Annotated in this window: 14 protein-coding genes; 1 reads left to right on the top strand and 13 read right to left on the bottom strand. The window is 75.0% G+C overall.

What is annotated here, in order from left to right; genetic code table 11:
• Nucleotides 1-2 precede the first annotated feature (2 nt).
• The 10 genes from MPTA5024_RS14765 to MPTA5024_RS14720 form a co-directional block, all read right to left on the bottom strand.
• Nucleotides 3-1,991 carry a dynamin family protein gene (locus tag MPTA5024_RS14765; protein WP_036324630.1) on the bottom strand — a complete coding sequence of 663 codons (1,989 nt, stop codon included), beginning with the start codon at nucleotides 1,989-1,991 and terminating at the stop codon, nucleotides 3-5.
• A gap of 28 nt (nucleotides 1,992-2,019) precedes the next feature.
• Nucleotides 2,020-2,274 carry a hypothetical protein gene (locus MPTA5024_RS14760; RefSeq protein ID WP_036324629.1) on the bottom strand — a complete coding sequence of 85 codons (255 nt, stop codon included), beginning with the start codon at nucleotides 2,272-2,274 and terminating at the stop codon, nucleotides 2,020-2,022.
• A gap of 21 nt (nucleotides 2,275-2,295) precedes the next feature.
• Nucleotides 2,296-4,350, bottom strand: a complete 2,055-nt coding sequence (locus MPTA5024_RS14755; RefSeq protein WP_051458188.1) for an Hsp70 family protein — start codon at nucleotides 4,348-4,350, stop codon at nucleotides 2,296-2,298.
• Between the two features lie 102 nt (nucleotides 4,351-4,452).
• Nucleotides 4,453-4,944: a hypothetical protein gene (locus tag MPTA5024_RS14750; RefSeq protein WP_036324628.1), complete on the bottom strand. Its 492-nt coding sequence runs from the start codon at nucleotides 4,942-4,944 to the stop codon at nucleotides 4,453-4,455.
• A gap of 42 nt (nucleotides 4,945-4,986) precedes the next feature.
• Nucleotides 4,987-5,688 (bottom strand): Crp/Fnr family transcriptional regulator, encoded by a 702-nt coding sequence (locus tag MPTA5024_RS14745; RefSeq protein ID WP_051458187.1) that lies wholly within the window; start codon nucleotides 5,686-5,688, stop codon nucleotides 4,987-4,989.
• The gene (locus MPTA5024_RS14740; protein ID WP_051458186.1) at nucleotides 5,685-6,626 is read right to left on the bottom strand and encodes a hypothetical protein; all 942 of its coding nucleotides are present in this window, start codon (nucleotides 6,624-6,626) and stop codon (nucleotides 5,685-5,687) included. Before MPTA5024_RS14740 ends, MPTA5024_RS14745 begins: the two co-directional genes overlap by 4 nt.
• A gap of 185 nt (nucleotides 6,627-6,811) precedes the next feature.
• Nucleotides 6,812-8,203 carry a condensation domain-containing protein gene (locus tag MPTA5024_RS14735; protein WP_036324627.1) on the bottom strand — a complete coding sequence of 464 codons (1,392 nt, stop codon included), beginning with the start codon at nucleotides 8,201-8,203 and terminating at the stop codon, nucleotides 6,812-6,814.
• Nucleotides 8,200-8,397 (bottom strand): MbtH family protein, encoded by a 198-nt coding sequence (locus MPTA5024_RS14730; protein WP_036324626.1) that lies wholly within the window; start codon nucleotides 8,395-8,397, stop codon nucleotides 8,200-8,202. The genes MPTA5024_RS14735 and MPTA5024_RS14730 overlap by 4 nt, the downstream gene beginning before the upstream one ends.
• Before the next feature lie 39 nt (nucleotides 8,398-8,436).
• On the bottom strand, nucleotides 8,437-14,730 hold the full coding sequence (locus MPTA5024_RS14725) for a non-ribosomal peptide synthetase (protein WP_036324625.1): 6,294 nt from the start codon (nucleotides 14,728-14,730) through the stop codon (nucleotides 8,437-8,439).
• Between the two features lie 50 nt (nucleotides 14,731-14,780).
• Nucleotides 14,781-16,280, bottom strand: a complete 1,500-nt coding sequence (locus MPTA5024_RS14720) for a class I adenylate-forming enzyme family protein (protein WP_036324624.1) — start codon at nucleotides 16,278-16,280, stop codon at nucleotides 14,781-14,783.
• 273 nt (nucleotides 16,281-16,553) lie between these two features.
• On the opposite strand from MPTA5024_RS14720, the gene MPTA5024_RS14715 reads away from it, so the two are divergent.
• Nucleotides 16,554-17,279 carry a class I SAM-dependent methyltransferase gene (locus MPTA5024_RS14715; protein ID WP_036324623.1) on the top strand — a complete coding sequence of 242 codons (726 nt, stop codon included), beginning with the start codon at nucleotides 16,554-16,556 and terminating at the stop codon, nucleotides 17,277-17,279.
• Between the two features lie 46 nt (nucleotides 17,280-17,325).
• On the opposite strand, the gene MPTA5024_RS14710 is transcribed toward MPTA5024_RS14715, so the two are convergent.
• The 3 genes from MPTA5024_RS14710 to MPTA5024_RS39610 form a co-directional block, all read right to left on the bottom strand.
• On the bottom strand, nucleotides 17,326-18,354 hold the full coding sequence (locus tag MPTA5024_RS14710) for an alpha/beta hydrolase (RefSeq protein ID WP_157099477.1): 1,029 nt from the start codon (nucleotides 18,352-18,354) through the stop codon (nucleotides 17,326-17,328).
• Between the two features lie 5 nt (nucleotides 18,355-18,359).
• Entirely contained in the window at nucleotides 18,360-19,418 is a 1,059-nt protein-coding gene (locus tag MPTA5024_RS14705; RefSeq protein WP_036324622.1) for an LLM class flavin-dependent oxidoreductase, read from the bottom strand.
• 26 nt (nucleotides 19,419-19,444) lie between these two features.
• On the bottom strand, nucleotides 19,445-19,790 hold a 346-nt coding region (locus tag MPTA5024_RS39610; protein ID WP_157099476.1), incomplete at its 5' end, for a CPBP family glutamic-type intramembrane protease.

Here is a 19,790-nt window from a genome sequence, read left to right as displayed (position 1 = left end):
GCTCACCCGTCCGCCCAGTCGTGCGCCGCCCCGGGCCCGGAGCCTTGCGCGGCGCCCGGCGACCGGCGATGGGAGCCCAGCTCCGCGACCTCGGCGGTGAGGCGGTCGATCCGCTCCAGCGCCCCGTCGAGGGGGCGGCGCTCGGCCTCCAGCGCCGCCAGGCGCTCGCGCGACTGCCTGACGGTGTCCTGCTCCACGTCCTTGAGCCGCCGCGTCGCCGCCGTGACGCTCTCCTTCTCCTGCGCGATCCGGCTGTCCATCTCGGCGATCACCGCCCGGGTGAGCTGGTCGGTCAGCTCCTCGACCGCTCCTGCGAGATAGCGTTCCTGCGTCTGCCGCAGCGGCATGAGCTCGGTCCGTATGCTCTGCCGCCGCGCCTTGCGGTCCTGGACGCGGTTGATCCGCTCGGCTTCCCGGTAGGCCGCCTTGGCCCCGAACAGGCGTCCGGCCATCCGGCCCAGCCAGCCCCCGCCGGCCGCCCCGGCGATCGTCCCGGCGCCCGGACCGAGGACGGTGCCGACGACGCCCCCGATGACGCTGCCGATCAGGCCGCCGATCCGCTCGCCGGTGCTGGAGCCCAGCACGACGTCCCGGACCTGCCGGTAGTCGCTGACGGCCCGTTCGTCGTCCCCGAGCCGTCCCGTCACCTCGATGTCGGGGACGGGCGGCGGGGGCAGCCGGTAGCCCGCCGGCACGCCGAGGCCGATCCCGATCGACCGGGACAGCTCGGCCACCACGCCGGAGCCGCGGCGCTCGGCGAGCCGGCCGATCGCCCCGGCGACCCCCGTGACGTCGGCCATGAGCTGGGACACGAGCTGCTCGGGCTCGTCGAGGTAGTCGTCGTCGTAGAGGTACTTCGTGTCGAGCCGGTGCCAGACCTGGCCCAGCTCGTCCTGGCCGCGGCGCACCAGCTCGCGGCCGAGCCGGTTCAGGAGTGCGCGGGCGTCCTGCCGCCACGCGGCGGTGTTCGAGGTCAGCTTCCGCAGGCGCGCGTCCTTGGCGGCGAGGTCGTCCTTGAGCGCGCGCAGCTCCTCCTCGGTGCTCTTCCTGAGCGCCTCGATCGCCGTCTCGACCGGCCGCAGCAGCGCCCCCGCCGCGGTCCGCTGGGTGGCGAGGGCGTCGCCGAGGACGAGCCGGGCCCGCCGCCGGGCCAGCGCCGCCCACAGCACCTCCTCCAGCCGGCCGAAGTTGCTCAGCTCCAGGTCCTCGGGGTCCTCGCTGTCGAGATAGTCGAGCTTGGCCTGGCTGGAGACCGGGACGACCTCCACCTCCCGGCCGGTGATGCGGGCCACCTTGGCCGTCGTGTTGGCCAGCATCGCCTGGTAGTCGCCCACCGCGTCGATCTTGGTGAGCACGAAGATCTGGGCGTCGGTATCGTCGGTGATCTTGGCCAGCTCGGCGGCGCGGGCCAGGAAGGCGAGCTCGCTGTCGGTGAGCGGCTGCGTGACGTCGGCCACGAACACGAGGGCGTCCGCCTGGGGCAGGAACCCCGCGGTGACGACGGTGTGCTCCTCGTAGACGCCGCCGACGCCCGGCGTGTCCACCAGGGTCAGGCCCGACGACAGCTTCGGGTTCGGCGTCTCGATGGCGACCAGCCGGGCCTTCTTGTCGTTGCGCGGGTTGCCGCTCTCGGTGGCGTACCGCCGGATCTCGTCGCGCCCGATCGGGATGACGGACAGGCCGCCCGCGCCGTCGTCGACGGAGACCGTGACCTTCTCCTGCGGCGCGTACGTCACGGTCGTGACCAGGCTCGTCGCGTACGTCGTGTCGGTCGGGAACAGTTCGGGCTCGTCGAGGAGGGCGTTGAGCAGGCGCGACTTGCCGCGCTTGAACTCGCCGCAGACCACGGTCGTGAGCCGTCCGTCGCGCAGCCGGCGCTCGGCCGCCGCCAGGCGCCTGGCGGTCTCCGCCGCGTCCGTGTCCCGGGCGAGGGGGGTCAGCACGGCGAAGACGCCGAGTATCTCGGTGCGCAGCGCGTCGAAAGCACGCATGGGGATGTCCGCCTTCCGGCTCGGCCCGCTACTTGGGCTCGACCTCTTCGTTGGTGACCGTGTCGTAGTACTCGTCGTAGGAGGTCGAGTACGCGACCGGGTCGCCGTCCTCGCTCAGCCCCTCCTGGGGGAGCACCTGACCGAACCTGATCTCCTCGGGTCCACCCGGCTCGTCGTCGGGCGCGACGTCGTGGACGCCGTCGTAGAAGCCGTCCACGGCGTCGTTCACGCCGCTGTCGAGGGCGTCGCCGAGCGCGTCGTCCCAGGGGTCGTCGTCCCACATGTCCCGTCTCCCTCCCGGCGGCTACCGGCCGCCCGCCTTCATGAGTCCGTGGCCCACGCCCGCCAGGGCCCCGAGCACTATCACGACCACCCCCGGAAGGCCGAAGAACCCCCGGACGACGAACCCGAGGACGACGCCGGCCGCCAGCCCGAGCACCGCGGACCTGAGCACCGTGACCACCGGGCCGGGCAGCCGCACGCGCGCGGAGACGCCCCTGACCGCCCGGATCCCGCCATAGGCCAGCCCGATCGCCCCGCCGATGGGCGTCAACGGGCCCAGCGTCCCGTCCACGTCGTCGGAACCCCTGATCAGCAGAAAGAACAGGCCAATGAGGACGCCGGCGGCCAGCCCGAGCAGCAGGCCGTTCACCACGGTCAGCCAGCGTCCGGACACGGAGACGCCCGGGGCCGGAGGAGCGACGGGCCGGGGGAGGCCCTGCGCGCGCGGCGACCCGGGGCGCAGCGTGGCCCGCGCCCGCGTCACCCGCTCCGCCAGGGCGGCGGGCAGGTAGGGGCTGACCACGGAGGCCGGGGACAGCACGAGCGTCGCCGCGGTCGCCACGCGGCGGCTGTCGTCGTCCGCCATGGCCGCGAGCACCGCCCGGGCGGCCGCCTCGTGGGTCCGGTCCTCGCCCGTGACCAGCGCGGCCAGCCGGGCCACCGCGCCCTCCCGTACGGCGGGCACCGGATGGTTGACCGACCGGGCCAGGTCCTCGGGGAGGCCGGGCGGGACGGCCACCGTCCGGTGCGTCGCGGCCGGGCCGTGGCCGGCGGTGGTGGCCGTGAGGGCCGGTTCGCCGCCGACGACCAGGCCCCCGGGGTTCACGTGGCGGTGGACGAGCGTGCCGGAGGAGCCGGCCGCCAGGTCCCAGACCGCGCCGTCGCCGAGCCGGACCTGCCCGACGACCGAGCCCCCCTCGAACGCCGTGCCGGGGTCGACGAGCCACCGAATCAGCGTCGCCGCCCCGCCGGGGACGTCCCACGAGAGCATCACGGTGCCCGGAGGCGGGGAGACGGACTTCAGCACCCGGCCGCCCGACGTCAGCGCCCATCGCGCGGCTCCCTCCACGACGGCCAGCTCCGGGTCGGTCGCGTGCCGGATCGGCCGGGCGAGCACGTGGGTCAGGTAGAGCGGCACGACGGGCATGCGGGTGGTCCCGCCCACCAGCACCACCGCGGACACGGCGTCAGCCGACAGGCCGCACCCGGCCAGCAGGCTCTCGCAGCACGCCACGGTCCTGGCCAGCAGCGGCGTCACCTCGCCGGACAGCCAGGCGCGCTCCAGCCCGACGTGGGCGCCGGCCCACGCGAACACGTCCTCGGCCCTGACGGCGTCCGAGAGCTGGTGCTTCAGCTGCCGGGCGAAGTCGGCCAGCTCCACCCGCAGACGCGGGTCCCCGTCCGGCCGGGGGCCGAGCCGGCCGCGCACCTCGCCGTACACGAGGGCGTCGACGTCCCGGCCGCCGACGTCGTCGAGCGCGGCGTGGCCGAGCACCTCGTGGCCGCCCTCGACCGTCCTGATGACCGCGGCGTCGAAGGTGCCGCCGCCGAAGTCGTACACGAGGACGACGTCCCCGGGGGCGAACGGCGGGCCGGTTACGGGGGCGAGGGCGGCCGCGACCGGCTCGGGGAGGAGCTCGGCGATCGCGAAGCCGGCGGCCGAGGCCGCCTCCAGCATCGAGCCGCGCCGGGGGTCGTGCGGGCCGTAGCTCGCGGGCACGGTGAGGACGGCCCGCCGCACCGGGCCGCCGTGCAGCCGCTCGGCCTCCGCCCGCAGCGCGGACAGGACGGCCGCGACCAGTGCCTCGGGCGGGTACGACCGGTCGCCGAGCACCACGGGCGACGCCTGGCCGAGGTCGCGCTTGAACTCCGCCCGGTACAGCTCGGGGCGCACCCGCTTGCGCCGCTCCGCCGGCGTCCCGACCTGGAGCGTGCCATCGTCGAGGCACACCGAGGACGGCCACGACCACGAGCCGGACGACGGCTCCTTCAGCGGGAGGATCGCGCCGCCCGCGACGAGGGCCGCCGACGAGGACGACGTCCCGAAGTCCACGGCGAGGATGGGCTCAGAGGTCATTGCGCTCCTTGGTCGTGCCGCCGGTCATGGGCTCTCTCCTTGCCGGTGGTCCCGGGGCGGGCGGATGCCGGACACGCGCGGCCGGGGAGAGGCGTCACCGGGTCACCCCTCTCCGAAGAGCGCGAGCCAGGAGCCCGGCCCCGCGGGCCGGAACCGGCGCAGCGCCGGCTCGTCCCCGCCGAGGGCGGCGACGTCGTCGAAGAGCCGTCCGGAGATCACCACGGCCAGCGGCACGGGGTAGGCGCCCACGCCGCACAGCGCCCGGACGGCGTTCACGCCGGGTCCGCCGAACTGGCCGCCGGCCATCACCGTGAGCCCCTCGTGCAGCGCGAGCCGGACCGCGACGTCGCCGCCCCGCCGCCGCCTGCGCCGTACGGCGGCCAGGGTTCGCGTGATGATGTCGCCGACCAGGCGGGGCTCGTCGAACCCGGGAGGCAGGACGCCGACGCGCGGCTCAGCCGAGGGATCGTTCCACAGCAGCCGCTCCAGCCCGGCCGACCGGCACAGGTCCGCCAGGATCGCGTCGAGATCGCCGCGGGCGCACCCCGCCGCGGCCACGCAGAGGCGCCTGATCGCCGGCTCATCGTCCGTCACCCGGCCAGCATGCGGGCGCCCGGCGCGCCGGACTCCCCGCGTTCAGGGATTGTCACCGTGGTCCCCCAGCGACGCGAGCGCCGGCAGGTCGCGCACCACGACGCGCCGGTACCCGGTGCTGATCACGCCCCGGCGCCGCCACCGCGACAGGACGGCCTCGGCGGTGGAGTCGGCCACCCCCGCCAGGGCCCCGAGCTCGACCTGCGTGAGCGTCAGCTCGATCCGCACGCCCTCCGGGTGCTCCTGCCCGTAGTCGACCGCCAGCTCGTGGAGGACGCGGGCGAGCTTCGCGCTCGCGCCCCGGGTGCGCTCGTCGATCCGCCGGCTGGTGGCCGACCGCAGTTTCCTGACGACGCTGCGGGTGATCTCCAGGGCCGTCTCCGGCCGGACCCGCAGGAACTCCAGGAACCGGTCCCGCCCGATCCGTACGGCCACGACCGATCCGCAGGCGGTCACGGTGGCCGAGCGGGGACGCCGGTCGAGGACGGCGAACTCCCCGACCAGTTCACCCCGTGGCCGGATCGCGAGCACGGTGTCCGCGCCGCCGCCGTCCCGGTAGGCGGTGACCTTGACGAAGCCGTCGAGGACGAGGAACACCTCGTCGCCTGCGGCGCCCTCCAGCATCAGGATCTCCTTGTCCTGGAAGACCCTGGCCGTCCCGAGCGCGGCGAGGGCGAGCTGGTCGTCGCGGTCGAGCGCGTGCATGAGGCTGGACGGCGGCCAGTCGTCCGGGATCCGGATCACACCCAGTCCCCCTCGTCGGAGAACGCGGCGTGGCCGTCGCCGGGATGCCCCGGGTGCCCGAGATCGTCCTGGTGTTCGGGGTCCCAGCGGGCCGGGTCGTCGTCGGCGGCGGCGGCGGGCCACGCCCCGTCGTCGTCCGGGAGGTCCGCCATCGAGCCGGACCAGGGGGCCGCGCCGGGAAACGTGTCGGCCTCGGGGACCTCGTCGTCCTCCGGGTCGTCCATCAGGTGACCTGCGGCGAAGAGCGCGCCTCCCGCGGTCATGCCGAGCGCCGCCCACGGCGCGACACGGACGAGGGGGGAGCTCAGCCGCTCCACCCCGTGGAACGCCGGCACCAGGCTCCGGTCGGCCGGCGAGCGGGGGAGGTAGAGGTAGGCGGATGTGGAGAAGCCCTTGTCCGGGACGTTTACCTCGACCCTGCGGAAGCCGCGCGGATCCATCCCCGCGTAGCCGTGGGCGATGAGCCCCCGGTAGACGTCGTCGCCGACCAGCGCCGCGACGTCGGCCTCGGGGCTGCTCGCCAGGGCGTGGCGCAGCACAGGCGAGTCGAGCATCCGGCACGCGTGGATGACGGCGTCCCCGACGTACCCGGTCGCGGCCTTGTGGACCGGGCTCTGCGCCAGCGCGGCCCGCAGGCGCATGCGGCCCACGTCCTGGGGGCGGCGGTTGACCCGGTGCAGCGCCGACTGCGTCGCGAGGAGCAGCCGCGGCACGGCGTACGCCTCGTCGATGGCCGGGGGCAGCAGGATCAGCTGGCCGTCGCCGCGGTCCTGCTGGTCGCAGCGGCGGGGATCGACGCCGGCCGCCCGGCAGGCGTGCCACATGGACCACAGGAGCCGGTTCTGGATCTCGACCGCCTGCGGGTTCCCGCGCGTGCTGTAGCCCTCGACGTCCACCACGAGGCAGAGCCGGCGCACGGCGGGAGGCAGGCTCGCCACCGGCTCACCTCCCCACCCTCGCGGCCGGCCCGGCGCCGGACCGTCTCCTGATAGACACTCGCGGTATCCGGCCGTGTCGTTACCGCCACAGGTGAGACGGCGTTTACGGCGGCCCGGCCCCGGCGTCGGGGAACGCCGTCAGACACGCCGCGAGGCGGGCGAGCCCCCTGCCGCCGCGTGTTCGGCTAGCGGCCGTACGCGGTGACGCCGCAGACCCGCGGGACCTCGGCCATGGGGACGTCGCCGGCGACGGTGCGCACCAGCAGCGCCTCCACGCCGAGCAGCATCGCCCTGGCGGTGTCCTGCGGCAGGTAGGCGGTGTCGACGATGAGACTCAGCTGGGCCGTGTCGGGCGCGGTGCCCAGGGTGAAGAACGCCTTGAACCGCACCCCCGGCCAGGCGTCGACCACGTACGTGCGGGTCTTCCCCGTGAGGCGAGCCGGGTCATCCTCCCGGGCGACGCGGGGCAGGCTCGGCCAGGCACCGGTGCCCCGCCGGTCGTTGAAGAACGCGTCGAGGTCGGGCTCCCGCCCGCGCAGGCGGCCGATCTCCTCGCGCATGGCCTGCATGGCGAACGGATCGTAGTGCGCGTTGCGGTAGGCCGTGAGCGCGGCGCGGTGCGCGGCCTGGCAGGCGGCGTCGAAGCCGGTGCGGGGGAGATCGAGCACGAACAGGCCGTCCTGTCCCACCGTCCCCACCATCGCACGGGTGCGCGGGTCGCGGCGGTTGCTGTGCACGAGCTGCATGACGGCGCGGTCGCGGCCGCTCACGACGGCGAGGACGGTGGCGCAGGCCGCCAGCATCACGCTGGTCGTGCTGACGGTCCACCGCTCGGCGAGCCGCTCCGCCGCGGCGGCCAGCGCGACCGACTCCATGCCGACCTCGATGAACCGCGGGTCGTCCGGTTCCCGGGGGGCGTGGTCGAACACGTCCAGCGGCACCTCCTCCAGCACCGACCGCCAGTAGCGGATGGACCGGGCCGAGCGGGCCTGGGACGCCTCCTCGCGCTCCAGGCCCGCCTGGTCCATCGGCTGCCATTCGACCGGTGGCGGGTGCTCGCCCCTGAGGAGCCCCCGCCACTCCGCCGACAGCAGGCTCAGCGCCTGGAAGTCCACGGCCAGGTGAGAGAAGGTGAACGCCAGCGCCTTCGGGCGGCCGTTTCGGGTCACCACGGCGCACCGCAGCGGCAGGTCCGTCCCGTGCGCGAAGACCGTGCCGCTCATCTCGCCGGCCAGCCGCTCCGCCACCTGCAGTGCCCGCTCCCGCCCGGCGTCGACCAGGTCCACGACCAGTGTGCCGTCGCGCGCCACCCTCTGCACCGGCCCCCCGGGCGTGTCGTGGAACGTGGTGCGCAGGCTCTCGTGGCGTTCGAGCAGCAGCCGCAGGGCGTCGAGCACCGCGCCGAGGTCGGGCCTGCCGTGCACCGGCAGCACCCACGGGCAGTTCAGGAACGACTGGCTGTCCCCCATCAGGTGGACGGCCCGCCACATCAGGCGCTGTCCCCAGGTCAGCGGCGCCTCGCCGGCCCGCGCCCCGGTGAACGCCACGGTCGCGGACGCGCCCCCGCCCGCCGTCATCGCGGGCCGTCGGTCTCGCGCGCGCTGCGCGGCCGCATGTCCCGCCACACCTCGTCGATGTGGCTCAGGCACTCCTCCCGGCTGCCGGTGAAGCCCTCGGTCCGCCAGCCGTCGGGGGGCCGCCGGTCGAGCGGCCACAGCGAGTACTGCTCCTCGTCGTTCACGACCACCTGGTGTCGCGGGAAGTCGGTCATCTCATGTCTCCGTCGTCTCTGTCGTTCGGGGGCGCCGGGTCACGGGGACACCTCGGTCTCCAGCAGGCGGGCCGCCTCCTCGTCGGAGAGGCCGGACAGCTCCTCGACGAGCAGGGCCTCGACCGCCGCGGCCAACTCCGCCACGGTCGGCCGGTCGAACACGGTACGGATCGGCACCTCCACCTCGAGGGTGGCGCGCAGCAGGGCCACCACCCTCGTGGCGATGAGCGAGTGGCCGCCGAGGGCGAAGAAGTCGTCCAGCGCGCCAACGCCCGCGGGGTCCAGGCCGAGCACCTCCGCCCACACCCCGGCCACGAGCGCCTCGGCGTCGGTGCGCGGCGGCACGAACCGCGCGGCCGGCTCCGGCTCCGGCTCGGGCAGCGCCGCCAGGTCCACCTTGCCGGTCACCGTGAGCGGCAGCGCGTCCAGCGTCACCCAGCCCGACGGCACCAGGTGCGGCGGCAGCGTCGCCGCCAGGTGGGCGCGCAGGTCGCCGGGGGAGGCCGGGCCCACGACGTACGCCACGAGCCGTTCGCCCGCCGCGGTCACGGCCGCCTGCCGGACGCCGGGGTGCGTGAGCAGCGCCGCCTCCACCTCGCCCGGCTCGACCCGGAAGCCGCGCACCTTCACCTGGCCGTCCAGGCGGCCCAGGAACTCCAGGTTCCCGTCCGGGCGCAGGCGCACCCGGTCGCCGGTGCGGTACAGGCGTGAGCCAGGCGGGCCGTACGGGTCGGGGACGAACCGGTCCGCCGTCAGGGCCGGACGGCCGAGGTAGCCCCGGGCGAGGCCGGCCCCGCCGAGGCACAGCTCGCCGGGGACGCCCGGGGGCACCCGCTCGCCGTACGGGCCGAGGACGTGCGCGGTCGCACCGCCGAGGGGCCGTCCGATGGGCGGCCGGCGCCCGGCGTCCGCCGCGCCGAGGTCCGCGGCCGTGGCGATGACCGTCGCCTCCGTCGGCCCGTAGGTGTTGACCAGCCGCACCCGGTCGCCGAACCGGGCACGCCACCGGGCCACGGCCGCGGCCTGCGCCTGCTCGCCGCCGAGGATCACCAGCCGCAGCGCGTCCGGCCAGGCCACGTCGTCGAGGGACTCGGTGAGCCGGTGCCAGTACGCGGTCGGCAGGTCGAGCACGGTGACCCGCCGGCCGTCGGGCGTGCGCAGCGCGTCGGGCAGGGCGGCGGCGCCGTCGGGCAGCAGCAGCACGGCCGCCCCGGCCGCCAGCGCCGGGTACAGCTCCTCGGCGTGCGCGTCGAAGCTCAGCGACGCGAACTGCACGACCAGGTCGTCGGGGCTGACGCCGTACGCCTCCCGCATCCAGCGCACCCGGCCGGCGAGCGCGCCGTGCTCCACCAGCACGCCCTTCGGGCGGCCCGTCGAGCCCGACGTGTAGATGACGTACGCCGGGTCGCCGGGCGCGACCTCGGGCCAGGGGCCGTCGGGGCCGTCGGAGTCATCGGAGTCGTCGGGCTCGTCCAGGTCGTCGACGAGGAGCGCCTGGACCCCGGGCGGCAGCCGGCGGGCGAGCCCGGATTCGGTCACCACCACGTGCGCGCCGCTGTCGGCCAGCAGGAAGGCGAGCCGTTCGTCGGGGTACTCGGGATCGAGCGGCAGGTACGCCCCGCCCGCCCGCCACACGGCCAGCAGGGCCGCGACGGCGTCGGCCGACCGGCCCAGGCACACCCCGGCCACCCGCCCCGGGGCGACTCCGCGCCGCCGCAGCGCCGCCGCGAGCCGCGACACCCGGGCGTCGAGCTCCTCGTACGTCACGTGCTCGGCGCCGCACACGAGCGCCGTGGCCCCGGAGTGGCCGGCCGCTGCCCGGGCGACCAGCGCCGGCACGGTCTCCGCGTCGCCGGGCCGGCCGTCCGTCAGGGGCGCGAGCGCCGACTCGTCGGCCGCGGTCAGCATCGGCAGGCGGGAGATCGGCGTTCCGGGCGCCTCGGCGACGCCCCGCAGCAGCGCGCACAGCCGCTCCGCCATGCGCTCGACCGTGGCCGCGTGGAACAGGGTGACGTCGTAGCCGAGGGCGGCGAGCAGCCCCTGGTCGTCGCGCCAGGTCTCCAGAGCGAGGTCGAACTTGGTCTGCCGGTATCCCCCGTCGAACAGGTCCACGGCGAGGTCGCCCACCCGCTCGGGCACCGTGCCGTCGCCCGCCTGGCTGTGCAGGATCACCATGGTCGACAGCAGCGGGTTGTGGTGGATGTCGCGGGGCAGGCCCAGCTCGCCGATGAGCCGCTCGAACGGGATGGCGCGGTGGGCGTGCGCGTCGAGCACGGTGCGGCGGGTCGCGTCGAGCAGGTCCCCGAACGCCGGGTCGCCGGCGAGGTCGCCGCGCAGCACCAGGGTGTCGGTGAGGTACCCGATCACCGGTTCCAGCTCCACCCGTTCCCGGGTCGCCCAGGGGGTGCCGACCAGGATGTCGGTCTGCCCGCTGTGCCGGGCCAGCAGCACCTGGTACGCGGCGACGAGCACCATGAACAGGGACGCGCCGCGCTCCTGGGCCAGCCGCTCCAGACGGCCGGCGACCTCCTCCGGGATCCGGAACATGTGGAAGGCGCCCTCGGACCGCCCCTCTCCCGGCCCGTCCACCGGCAGCTCCAGCCGGGGCGGGTCGGCGAGGCGGCGCCGCCAGTAGTCCAGCGACTCCTCGGCGGCCTCGCCCGACTCCCGCTCGCGCTGCCACAGGGCGATGTCGCCGTACTGCACGGGCAGCGGGCGCAGACCCGGCTCGCGGCCCTCGACCCGGGCCAGGTAGAGGGCGAACAGGTCGTCGAACAGGATGCCGAGCGACCACCCGTCGGCGATGATGTGGTGCAGCGTGAAGCACAGCACGTGCTCCGCGGCGCCGAGCGTGAGCAGGGCGACCCGCAGCGGCGGCGCCGCCGCCAGGTCGAACGGCGCGTTCGTGCGCCCGGCCACCAGGAGCCTGGCCGCCTCGCGCGGGTCGGGTGAGCCGCTGAGGTCGACGCGCTCGACCGCGACGGACCCGGGCGGGTGGACGACGGCCACCGGCGCGCCGTCCACGTCGGGGAACGACGTGCGCAGACTCTCGTGCCGCGCCACCACCGCGTCGAGCGCGGCCTGGAGCGCGCCGGCGTCCAGCGGGCCGCGCAGCCGCAGCACGAAGTACATGGTGTACGAGGCGTCGTCCGGGTCGAACCGCTGGAGGAACCACAGGCGCTCCTGGGCGGACGACAGCGGCGGGGCCGTCCCCGCCGGGCGCGGCCGTATCGCCGCGTCCTGGTCGCCCGGGCCGCCCGTCTCGTCCGACTCCTCCCGCAGGCGGCCGATCTCCTCGACGACCCCGCTGACCGTCGGGTCCTCGAAGAAGACGTCGAGCGACACGTCGACCCCGATGCTCTCCCTGATCCGCGCCGTGATCTGCGTGATGGTGAGCGAGTGGCCGCCCAGGTCGAACAGGTCGTCGTCGAGGTCGATCTCGTGGTCGTCGGCCAGGTCGAGGACCTCGCGCCAGATGCGCCGGACCTCCTCGGCCACGTCGTCCGGCGCGGCGCGGGCCGGTTCCGGCCGCAGGTCGCCCGGGGACGCCACCGCGCCGGACGGCGCCGGCAGCGCCGCCCGGTCGAGCTTGCCCACCGGGTTGAGCGGGAGGGCGTCCAGCGGGACGTACGCCCCGGGCAGCATCGCGGGCGGCAGGGTCCTCGACAGGTGGGCGGTCAGCGCGCCCGCGTCGACGGCCGCTCCGGCCGACGGGACGACGTACGCGACGAGGCGCTCGTCGCCCGGATCGCCGGCGACGGCCACCGCGCACGCGCGCACGTCCGGATGGTCGAGCAGGCGGGCCTCGATCTCGCCCAGCTCGATCCGGTGGCCGAGCAGCTTGACCTGGCCGTCCCGGCGGCCGAGGAACTCGATCTCGCCGTCCGGACGGTAGCGGGCGAGGTCGCCGGTGCGGTACAGGCGCGAGCCGGGCGGGCCGTACGGGTCGGGCGCGAACCGGTCCGCCGTCAGGCCGGGCCGGCCCAGGTAGCCGCGGGCCACCCCGGCGCCGCCGATGCACAGCTCGCCCGCGACGCCCAGGGGCACCGGGCGCATCGCCTCGTCGAGCAGGTAGATCTGCGTGTTGTCGATGGGCCGCCCGATCGTGACCGGCTCGCCCACGTCGCCGAAGGTGCTCCAGATCGTCGTCTCGGTCGGGCCGTACACGTTGACCACGCGGTCACAGCGCTCCCGCAGCTCGGCCGCGAGCCGGGGCGGCAGCGCCTCGCCGCCCGTCAGCGCGGTCACCCCGCCGATGCCTCCGGGAAGCAGCAGCCGCCACACCGACGGGGTGGCCTGGACATGGGTCACGCCTTCGTCGGCGACGAGGCGGGCCAACGCCTCCGGCCGCCGTACGGCGCCGTCGGGGGCGACGACGACCCGGCCGCCCGTGACCAGCGGCAGGTAGAGCTCCAGGGCGGAGATGTCGAACGCCGGGGAGGTGAGCGCGAGCCACACGTCGTCGCTCCCCGACTCCAGCCGGTCGCGCATCGCGAGCAGCAGGTTCGCCAGGTTGCGGTGCTCGACCTCGACGCCCTTCGGCCGGCCGGTCGAGCCGGAGGTGTAGATGACGTACGCGACCTCGCCGGGCTCCACGGTCACCGGCTCGGCGGCGGGGCCGGGAGCGTCGCCGGCCGGGAGCGGCTCCTCGTCCACCAGGAGCACCGGGACCCGCAGGCCGCCGGGCGGGGCCTCCGCCGACAGCAGCAGCCGCGGCCGGGCGTCGTCCACGATCATCGCGAGCCGTTCGGCCGGATGCCGGGGGTCGAGCGGCAGGTACGCGGCACCGGCCCGGTGCACGGCGAGCAGGCAGACCGGCAGCGCGGCGGACCGGGACACGTGCAAGGCGACCAGGTCGCCGCGCCCGACGCCGGCCTCCCGCAGCCGCGCGGCGAGCCGGTCCGCGGCGGCGTCGAGGCCGGCGTACGTGAGCGAGCGGCCGTCGTACGTGACGGCGACCGCGTCCGGCCGGGCGCGCACCTGCTCGGCGACCATCGCCGGCAGCGTCGCCTCGGCCGGGTGGCCGGCCGCGGTGGCGTTCCACTCGACGAGCAGCCGCCGCCGTTCCGCCTCAGGCAGCACGTCGAGGGCGCCCAGCGGGACGCCGGGATCGGCGGCGGCGTGACGCAGCAGCGTCCGCAGGGCGTCGGCGAACCGGACGGCCGCGTCGCGGTCGAGGGCCGCCGGGTCGTACCGCTGGACCACGGCGAGCCCGTCCGGTCCGTCGACGGCCTGGATGTGCAATGGGTTGCGGACGCCCCCGCCGAACATCATGAGGTCGGCGGACAGGTCCAGGCCGGGGATGACGGGCAGGGCCTCCCGTCTGCGGTAGCTGATCGACACCGGCGGCGGGGCCCCGGCGGGCAGGCCGAGGGCGCGGGCGGGCGGCACCTCCCGGAACCGGTACAGCTCGCGCAGGTCGCCCCGGATCGCCTCGACGAGATCGCGGAACGGCTGCCCGGCCGCGGGGCGCGACGACACGGGCAGCTCGTTCACGAACGGCCCGATGTGGTCCCGCGTCTCGGGGCCGCGCGTGGTGACGTCGATCGCCACCACCGGCCGCTCGGCGCCGTACCGGAACAGCAGCGCGTGGACGGCGGCGAGCAGCGCCTCGAAGGTCGTCGCGCCGGCCGCCCGGGCGACCTCGGCGGCGTCCCGGCCCAGCTCGCCATCGGCGCCGGCCTCCTCGCCGGGGCCGTACCGCCGGGCGGTGCGGCGCAGGCCGGGGAGCACGGTCTCGCCGGGCTCGGCCGCGGACCAGAACGCGCGGGCAGCGGGCAGCGCCTCCGCCACCCGCTCGTGCTCGGCGGCGGCCGCCTCGGCGAACGACAGCGGCGTCACCGGCTCGGGTGGCCGGCCGCCGGTCCGCGCCTCGTAGTAGCGCGCCAGGTCGCGGACCAGGATGTCCTTCGACATGCCGTCGAAGACGAGGTGGTGCGCGACGACCAGCAGCAGGTGCCGCTCGGCTCCCGTGCGCACGAGCGTGAAGCGGGCAAGTGGGCCCTTCTCCAGGTCGAAGCCCCGGGCCGACTCCTCGCGCACCAGCCGGTCGATCGCCTCGGGGGAGGGGTCGGCGGGGTCGGCGAGGGTCACGGACGGCTCGGCGGCCGGGACCAGGCGGAGCCCGTCGCCGGTCTCCTCGACCGTGGTGGCGAGCACCGGGTGCCGCGCGACGACGTCCCCGCACGCGGCGAGCAGAGCGCTCACGTCGAGGTCGCCGTCGAACCGGAGGGCGAGCGGCATGTGATAGGCCGTCCCCGCGCCCATGCGCTCGGCCATCCACATGCCCTGCTGGGCGAACGAGGCCGGAACGCCGTCCTGGCGGTGCGTCATGTCCCCCTCTTTCTGTTCGGTCCCGCCGGCCGCTGAGGTCGCCGGGGGTCTCACGTCGAGCCCGGGGGTGCGTCGGAGGCCGCGAGCAGGTCGAGCAGCCGCGGCTTCACCACCTTCCCGAGGTGGTTCTTCGGCAGTTCGGGGAGGAACAGCAGCCGGCTCGGCATCTCGTGCCGGGCGAGCCGGTCCAGCAGGAACGTCCGCAGGTCCGCGGCGGTGACCGGGTGCCGGGTGACGACCGCGGCGCCGGTCACCCGGCCGAGCACCGGATGGGGGAGGCCGACCACCGCGGCCTCGGCCACGGCCGGGTGCTCGTACAGGGCGGCCTCCACCTGGAGCGTGGAGACCTTGTGCGCGCCCGACTTGATGACGTCGCTCTCCCGGTCGACCAGGTACAGGTAGCCGTCCCGGTCGAGGTAGCCGATGTCCCCCATGCGCACCCAGCCGTCGCGGAAGACGTCGTCGGTCAGCCGCCGGTCGCGGTAGTAGGCGCGCGTCCCGGCCGGGCAGCGCAGCCAGACCTCCCCCTGCTCGCCGGGCGCGGCCGGCGAGCCGTCCGCGGTGAGGATCCGCAGGTCGGAGCCGCCGGACGGACGCCCCACCGAGGCGCGCCGGGCCGGGTCGACGATCATCACGGTCTGCGCCGGGGCCGCCTCTGTCGAGGTGTAGTAGTTGACGATCGTCGCCTTGGGGAACGCCTCGGCCATTCCCGCGGCCACGGCCGGGGGCAGGCTGGCGGCGGTGGAGCCGAGGAGCCGGACGCTCGACAGGTCGTACCGCTCGTGCACCCGGGCGCCCAGGAGCTCGATCGCCATCGCGGGCACCAGGAAGATCGTCCCGACCCCGTACGACTCGACGAGCCGGGCGAAGCGCGAGGGGGTGAAGAGCGGCAGGGTCAGCGCGGCCGGATGGGCGTCCAGGGCGTTGACGAGCATGGTCTGGCCGGCGTTGCTGCCGATGGGGAACGCGTGCAGGAAATGCCGCGAGTGCGCGAGCTTGCGGCGCCGCGGCGCGGCCGACAGACCGTAAGCCAGGTTGGCGTGGGTGGCGCCGACCCCCTTCGCCCTGCCCGTCGTGCCGGAGGTGTAGATGATCTGCGCCAGCCGGTCGGGCTCGACGGCCCGCCGTACGGGATCGACGTCGCCCCCGTCGAGCGCGGCGGGCGTCGCGTGCCACTCGCCCGCCTCGGGGACGTCCGCGTCGGCGCCGTGCAGGACGGCGGTCACGGAGCAGTCCAGCAGCGCGTGCCGGACCTCGGCCGGGGCCAGCCGGTCGGACAGCGGCACGGCCACGCAGCCGGCCCGCATCGTCCCGCACCACGAGACGGCCGCGTCGATCCAGTCCCGCTCGCCGAACAGCAGCCCGACGCGGCTTCCGGGCGTGACCTCCCGCGCGATCAGGGAATGCGCGACCGCGTTGGCCCGCCTGTCCCACTCGCTGAAGGTGAGCTCGCCCACGCCGGCCACCACGAGCGCGGGACGCTCGGGCTGCTCCTGTGCGCGGCGCGCGAGCAGGTCGGGGAGGGTGAGCCGGCGGTCGCCAGTTGTCACGACACGTCACCGAAAAGTTTCGACCGCATGGTTCACTCCACGGGTGATGTCGAAATGCCAGCTCGTCCCGTTTTAGATGGTTTTGAAGCGTCCCCGAACCCCTCTATTCGGAAGGATAGGCAACCCGGAAGAGAGTCGGTAGAGAAACATGAAAAGTTCTCGTCCGAAAAGTTTCGACGCCTTCTGAGTCGTCGCGGGGCCGGGATCGACCGGATCGATCACTCCGTGGGAAACCCCTGTACATGACTGGTATGTCAGATGTAAGAACTAACGGTGGTGAATCCGCGTGCGAACTACGGTGTGGACGCTCCGGGTGTTCTCGTGGGGCTGACGCTGGGCGGCATCGCCGAACTCGTCCTCACCGCCGTGCTCTTCGGGATCGGCTGGCCGATCCCCGCGGTTGTGTTCCTCGTGGGCGCGGTCATCCTGCTCGCCGGAGCGGCGCTGTTCGCCAACACCACGCTCCGGGGGAAGTTCCAGGTCTGGGACGAGGAGCTCGACCGGCTCGGCCTGAAGGGGGACGAACACGCCCTCGACCTGGGCTGCGGGCGCGGCCTCGTCCTGTTCAAGGCCGCCAGGAGGCTCCCCGCGGGCCGGGCCACCGGCGTCGACCTGTGGACCAGGGACCAGTCCGGCAACAGCATGGACGCGGCCATGGCCAACGCCCGCGCCGAGGGCGTGGCCGACCGCGTCGAGCTGGTCACCGGCGACATGCGCGACCTGCCGTTCGACGACGCCTCCTTCGACCTCGTCGTCTCCAGCCTCGCCGTCCACAACATCCCCGACGACGAGGGCCGGGCCGCCGCGGTGCGGGAGGCGTTCCGCGTGCTGCGGCCCGGCGGCGTGCTGCGGCTGGCGGACTTCCGGCACAGCCGCCGCTACGCCGAGGTGCTCGGCGAGTGCGGGGCGGCCGACGTCCAGGTGTACGACCTGGGCTGGAGGTTCTGGTACGGCGGCCCGCAGGGCCGCACCGCCATGGTGGCCTGCCGCCGTCCCTGACGGCGGTGAGCCCGCCGCCGTCCCCGACGGCGGGCGGGCCCGGTGGTCAGTGGGACAGGCCGCCCAGCCACGCGCGTACGGCGGCGAACAGGTCGGCGGCGTTGCGGTGGAGGTTGAGCGCGTGCCCGGCTCCGGCGAGCACGTAGGTCTCCAGCCGGGCCTCGGCGGGGTAGAACCAGCTCTCCCACGTCTTGACGGCCGCCGCGTCGGTGCACTGGAGATAGGGCCCGTTGCAGAACAGGTCGTCGTGCTGGCCGACGGCCACGAACACCGGCACGTGCACGGCGCCGGAGACGGCCGGGTCGCCCGCCTCGGCGAGCGTCGCCTGCTCGCCGCTCGTCATCGTCGCCTTGGTGAGCTCGATGACCGCCGGCATCGCCGGTGACGCGTCGGCCGCGTCGAGGAACAGCCCGGCCCGCGTCCCCGGCTTCGTGGTGAGGTACCCGGCCGGCGGCCGCGTCAGGCCGAGGACCGGGTCGCCGGCGGCCGGGACGATGTCCTGGTTGAGCTCGTCCAGCTTCGGCCCCACGGAGTGGACGAAGCCCGTGGCCACGACCGCGTCCAGGTCGCCGTTGCGGGCCGCGTCCGTCACCAGGACGCTGGAGCCGAACGAGTGCCCCACGCCGATCAGCCGGAGGTAGGCGTGGCCGTCCACCCGGCCCGCCCGCAGCAGTCCGACGACCTGGTGCACCGCGTCGACCTCCGAGCCGAGGTCGGCGTCCGCGGCGGGCGGGCGGTCGCTCAGCCCGCTGCCCGGCCGGTCGAGGGCGAGGACGGCGTACCCGGCGTCCGTCATGTAGGTCACGTACGGCTTGGCGTGCGCGTCGCCCGGGGTGAGCCAGTACGTCTGGTCGAAGGTGGCGCCCGCGAGCAGGAGCTGGAGGGCGGCCGGCTCCGCCCCCGACGGGCGGCACAAAGTCCCCCGGAGCGTCACCTTCTGCCCGGCCAGGGTCACCGGGACGGCGACGAGGCGGCAGCCCCCCGTCGCGGCGGCGGCCGGCGCGGGCAGGCCGGCGGCGAGCAGGAACGCGAGGCCGCAGACGAGCGCCGCCAGGCCGCGAGTGATGGTCCTCATGGTCGTCACACTCCCCGCAGGGCCGGGAGGACCTTGTCCAGGAACCGTTCGAGGCTCGCCACGGCCACCGGGCCGGGGACGGCGCCGAAGTCCATCTGCCACAGGAACCCGTCGACGCCCAGCACCTCGGCGATGTCCTGGACGCGGTCGACCACTGTCGCGGGGGCGCCGACGACGGCGCTGCCCATGGTCCGGAACGACTCCGGGTCGAGCGCGCGGATGGCGCGGCTCATGCCGGTGTACCCCCGGTAGTCGTCGGAGGTCGCCGAGAGCCACGACTCGGTCGCGGACGCCCACACGTCGAGGTAGGCGCGCAGCAGCGGGTCGGCCGTGGTCCGCGCCTCCTCGTCGCTGTCCCCGACGTACAGCGGCAGGCTGGCCACCACCTGGGGCGGGCGCTCGTGTCCCGCCTCGGCGTACGCCTCCCGGTAGACGGCGATGTGGTCGCTCATCTCGGCGAGCGGGGTGAGCGCGGGGGTGACGAGCAGGTTGAAGCCGCGCTCGCCGATCCACGCGAAGCTCGACCGCGACCGGACCGCCGCGACCCACACCGGCGGATGCGGGCGCTGCACGGGCCGGGGCAGGATCGTGACGTCGCGGAACCGGAAGAACGGCGTGTCCGCCTCGACGTGCTCCTCGGTCCACAGCCGCAGCACGGTGTCCACGGTCGCGGTGAAGCGCTCCCGGCTGCCGTCCATCGGCACCTGGAAGGTCTCGAACTCCTGCGGCAGGTACGCGCGGGCGAAGCCGACGTCGAGCCGGCCCCCGCTGATGGCGTCGACCATCGCCGCCTCGGACGCGAGCCGGACCGGGTGGTGGAAGACCGGCAGCACGCATCCGGTCATGAGCCGGATCCGGGTGGTCGCGGCGGCCACGGCCGACAGGAACGCGAGCGGGCTCGGGCAGTAGCCGCCGTACGCGCCCAGGTAGTGCTCGGTCATCTTCACGTGGCTCATGCCGCCCTGGTCGGCGAGGCGGCTGAGCAGCAGCACGTCGCGGAAGTAGTCGTCGGGCGCCTTGGTCGCGGGCGCGCAGTCGGGCAGCAGGGACAGGCCGTGGAACATCGTGCGGTCCTTTCTCGCGCGCGGCCTCAGGCCACGGCGAACAGGAAGAAGGTGACGTGCGCCACCACGAGGGGGACCAGCACCGGGTGGTGCCAGAACAGCAGGCTGTGCGTGACGCCCATCACGACCGCGCCGACGACCGGGAACATCGCGGCCCGCCAGGAGGACATCAGGAAGATCTGCATGACCGTGAAGAGCAGGCAGGAGGTCCCGATCGCGAGCAGGGGCCCCGCGTCCCGCAGCCAGGTCAGCACCAGCCCGCGGAAGACCACCTCCTCGCTGCCGACCTGCACGGCGGTGAGCGTCAGCGCGAGCGGCAGGGAGACCACCTCCATCGTCTTGAGGTGGTGCCGGATCCAGCCGCCGCGCGAC

The sequence above is a fragment of the Microbispora sp. ATCC PTA-5024 genome (assembly GCF_000511135.2).
In the GTDB taxonomy this organism is placed as follows: Bacteria; Actinomycetota; Actinomycetes; order Streptosporangiales; family Streptosporangiaceae; genus Microbispora; species Microbispora corallina.
Note: the sequence above shows the minus strand (reverse complement) of the source record. Positions and strands in the feature narration are given on the sequence as shown.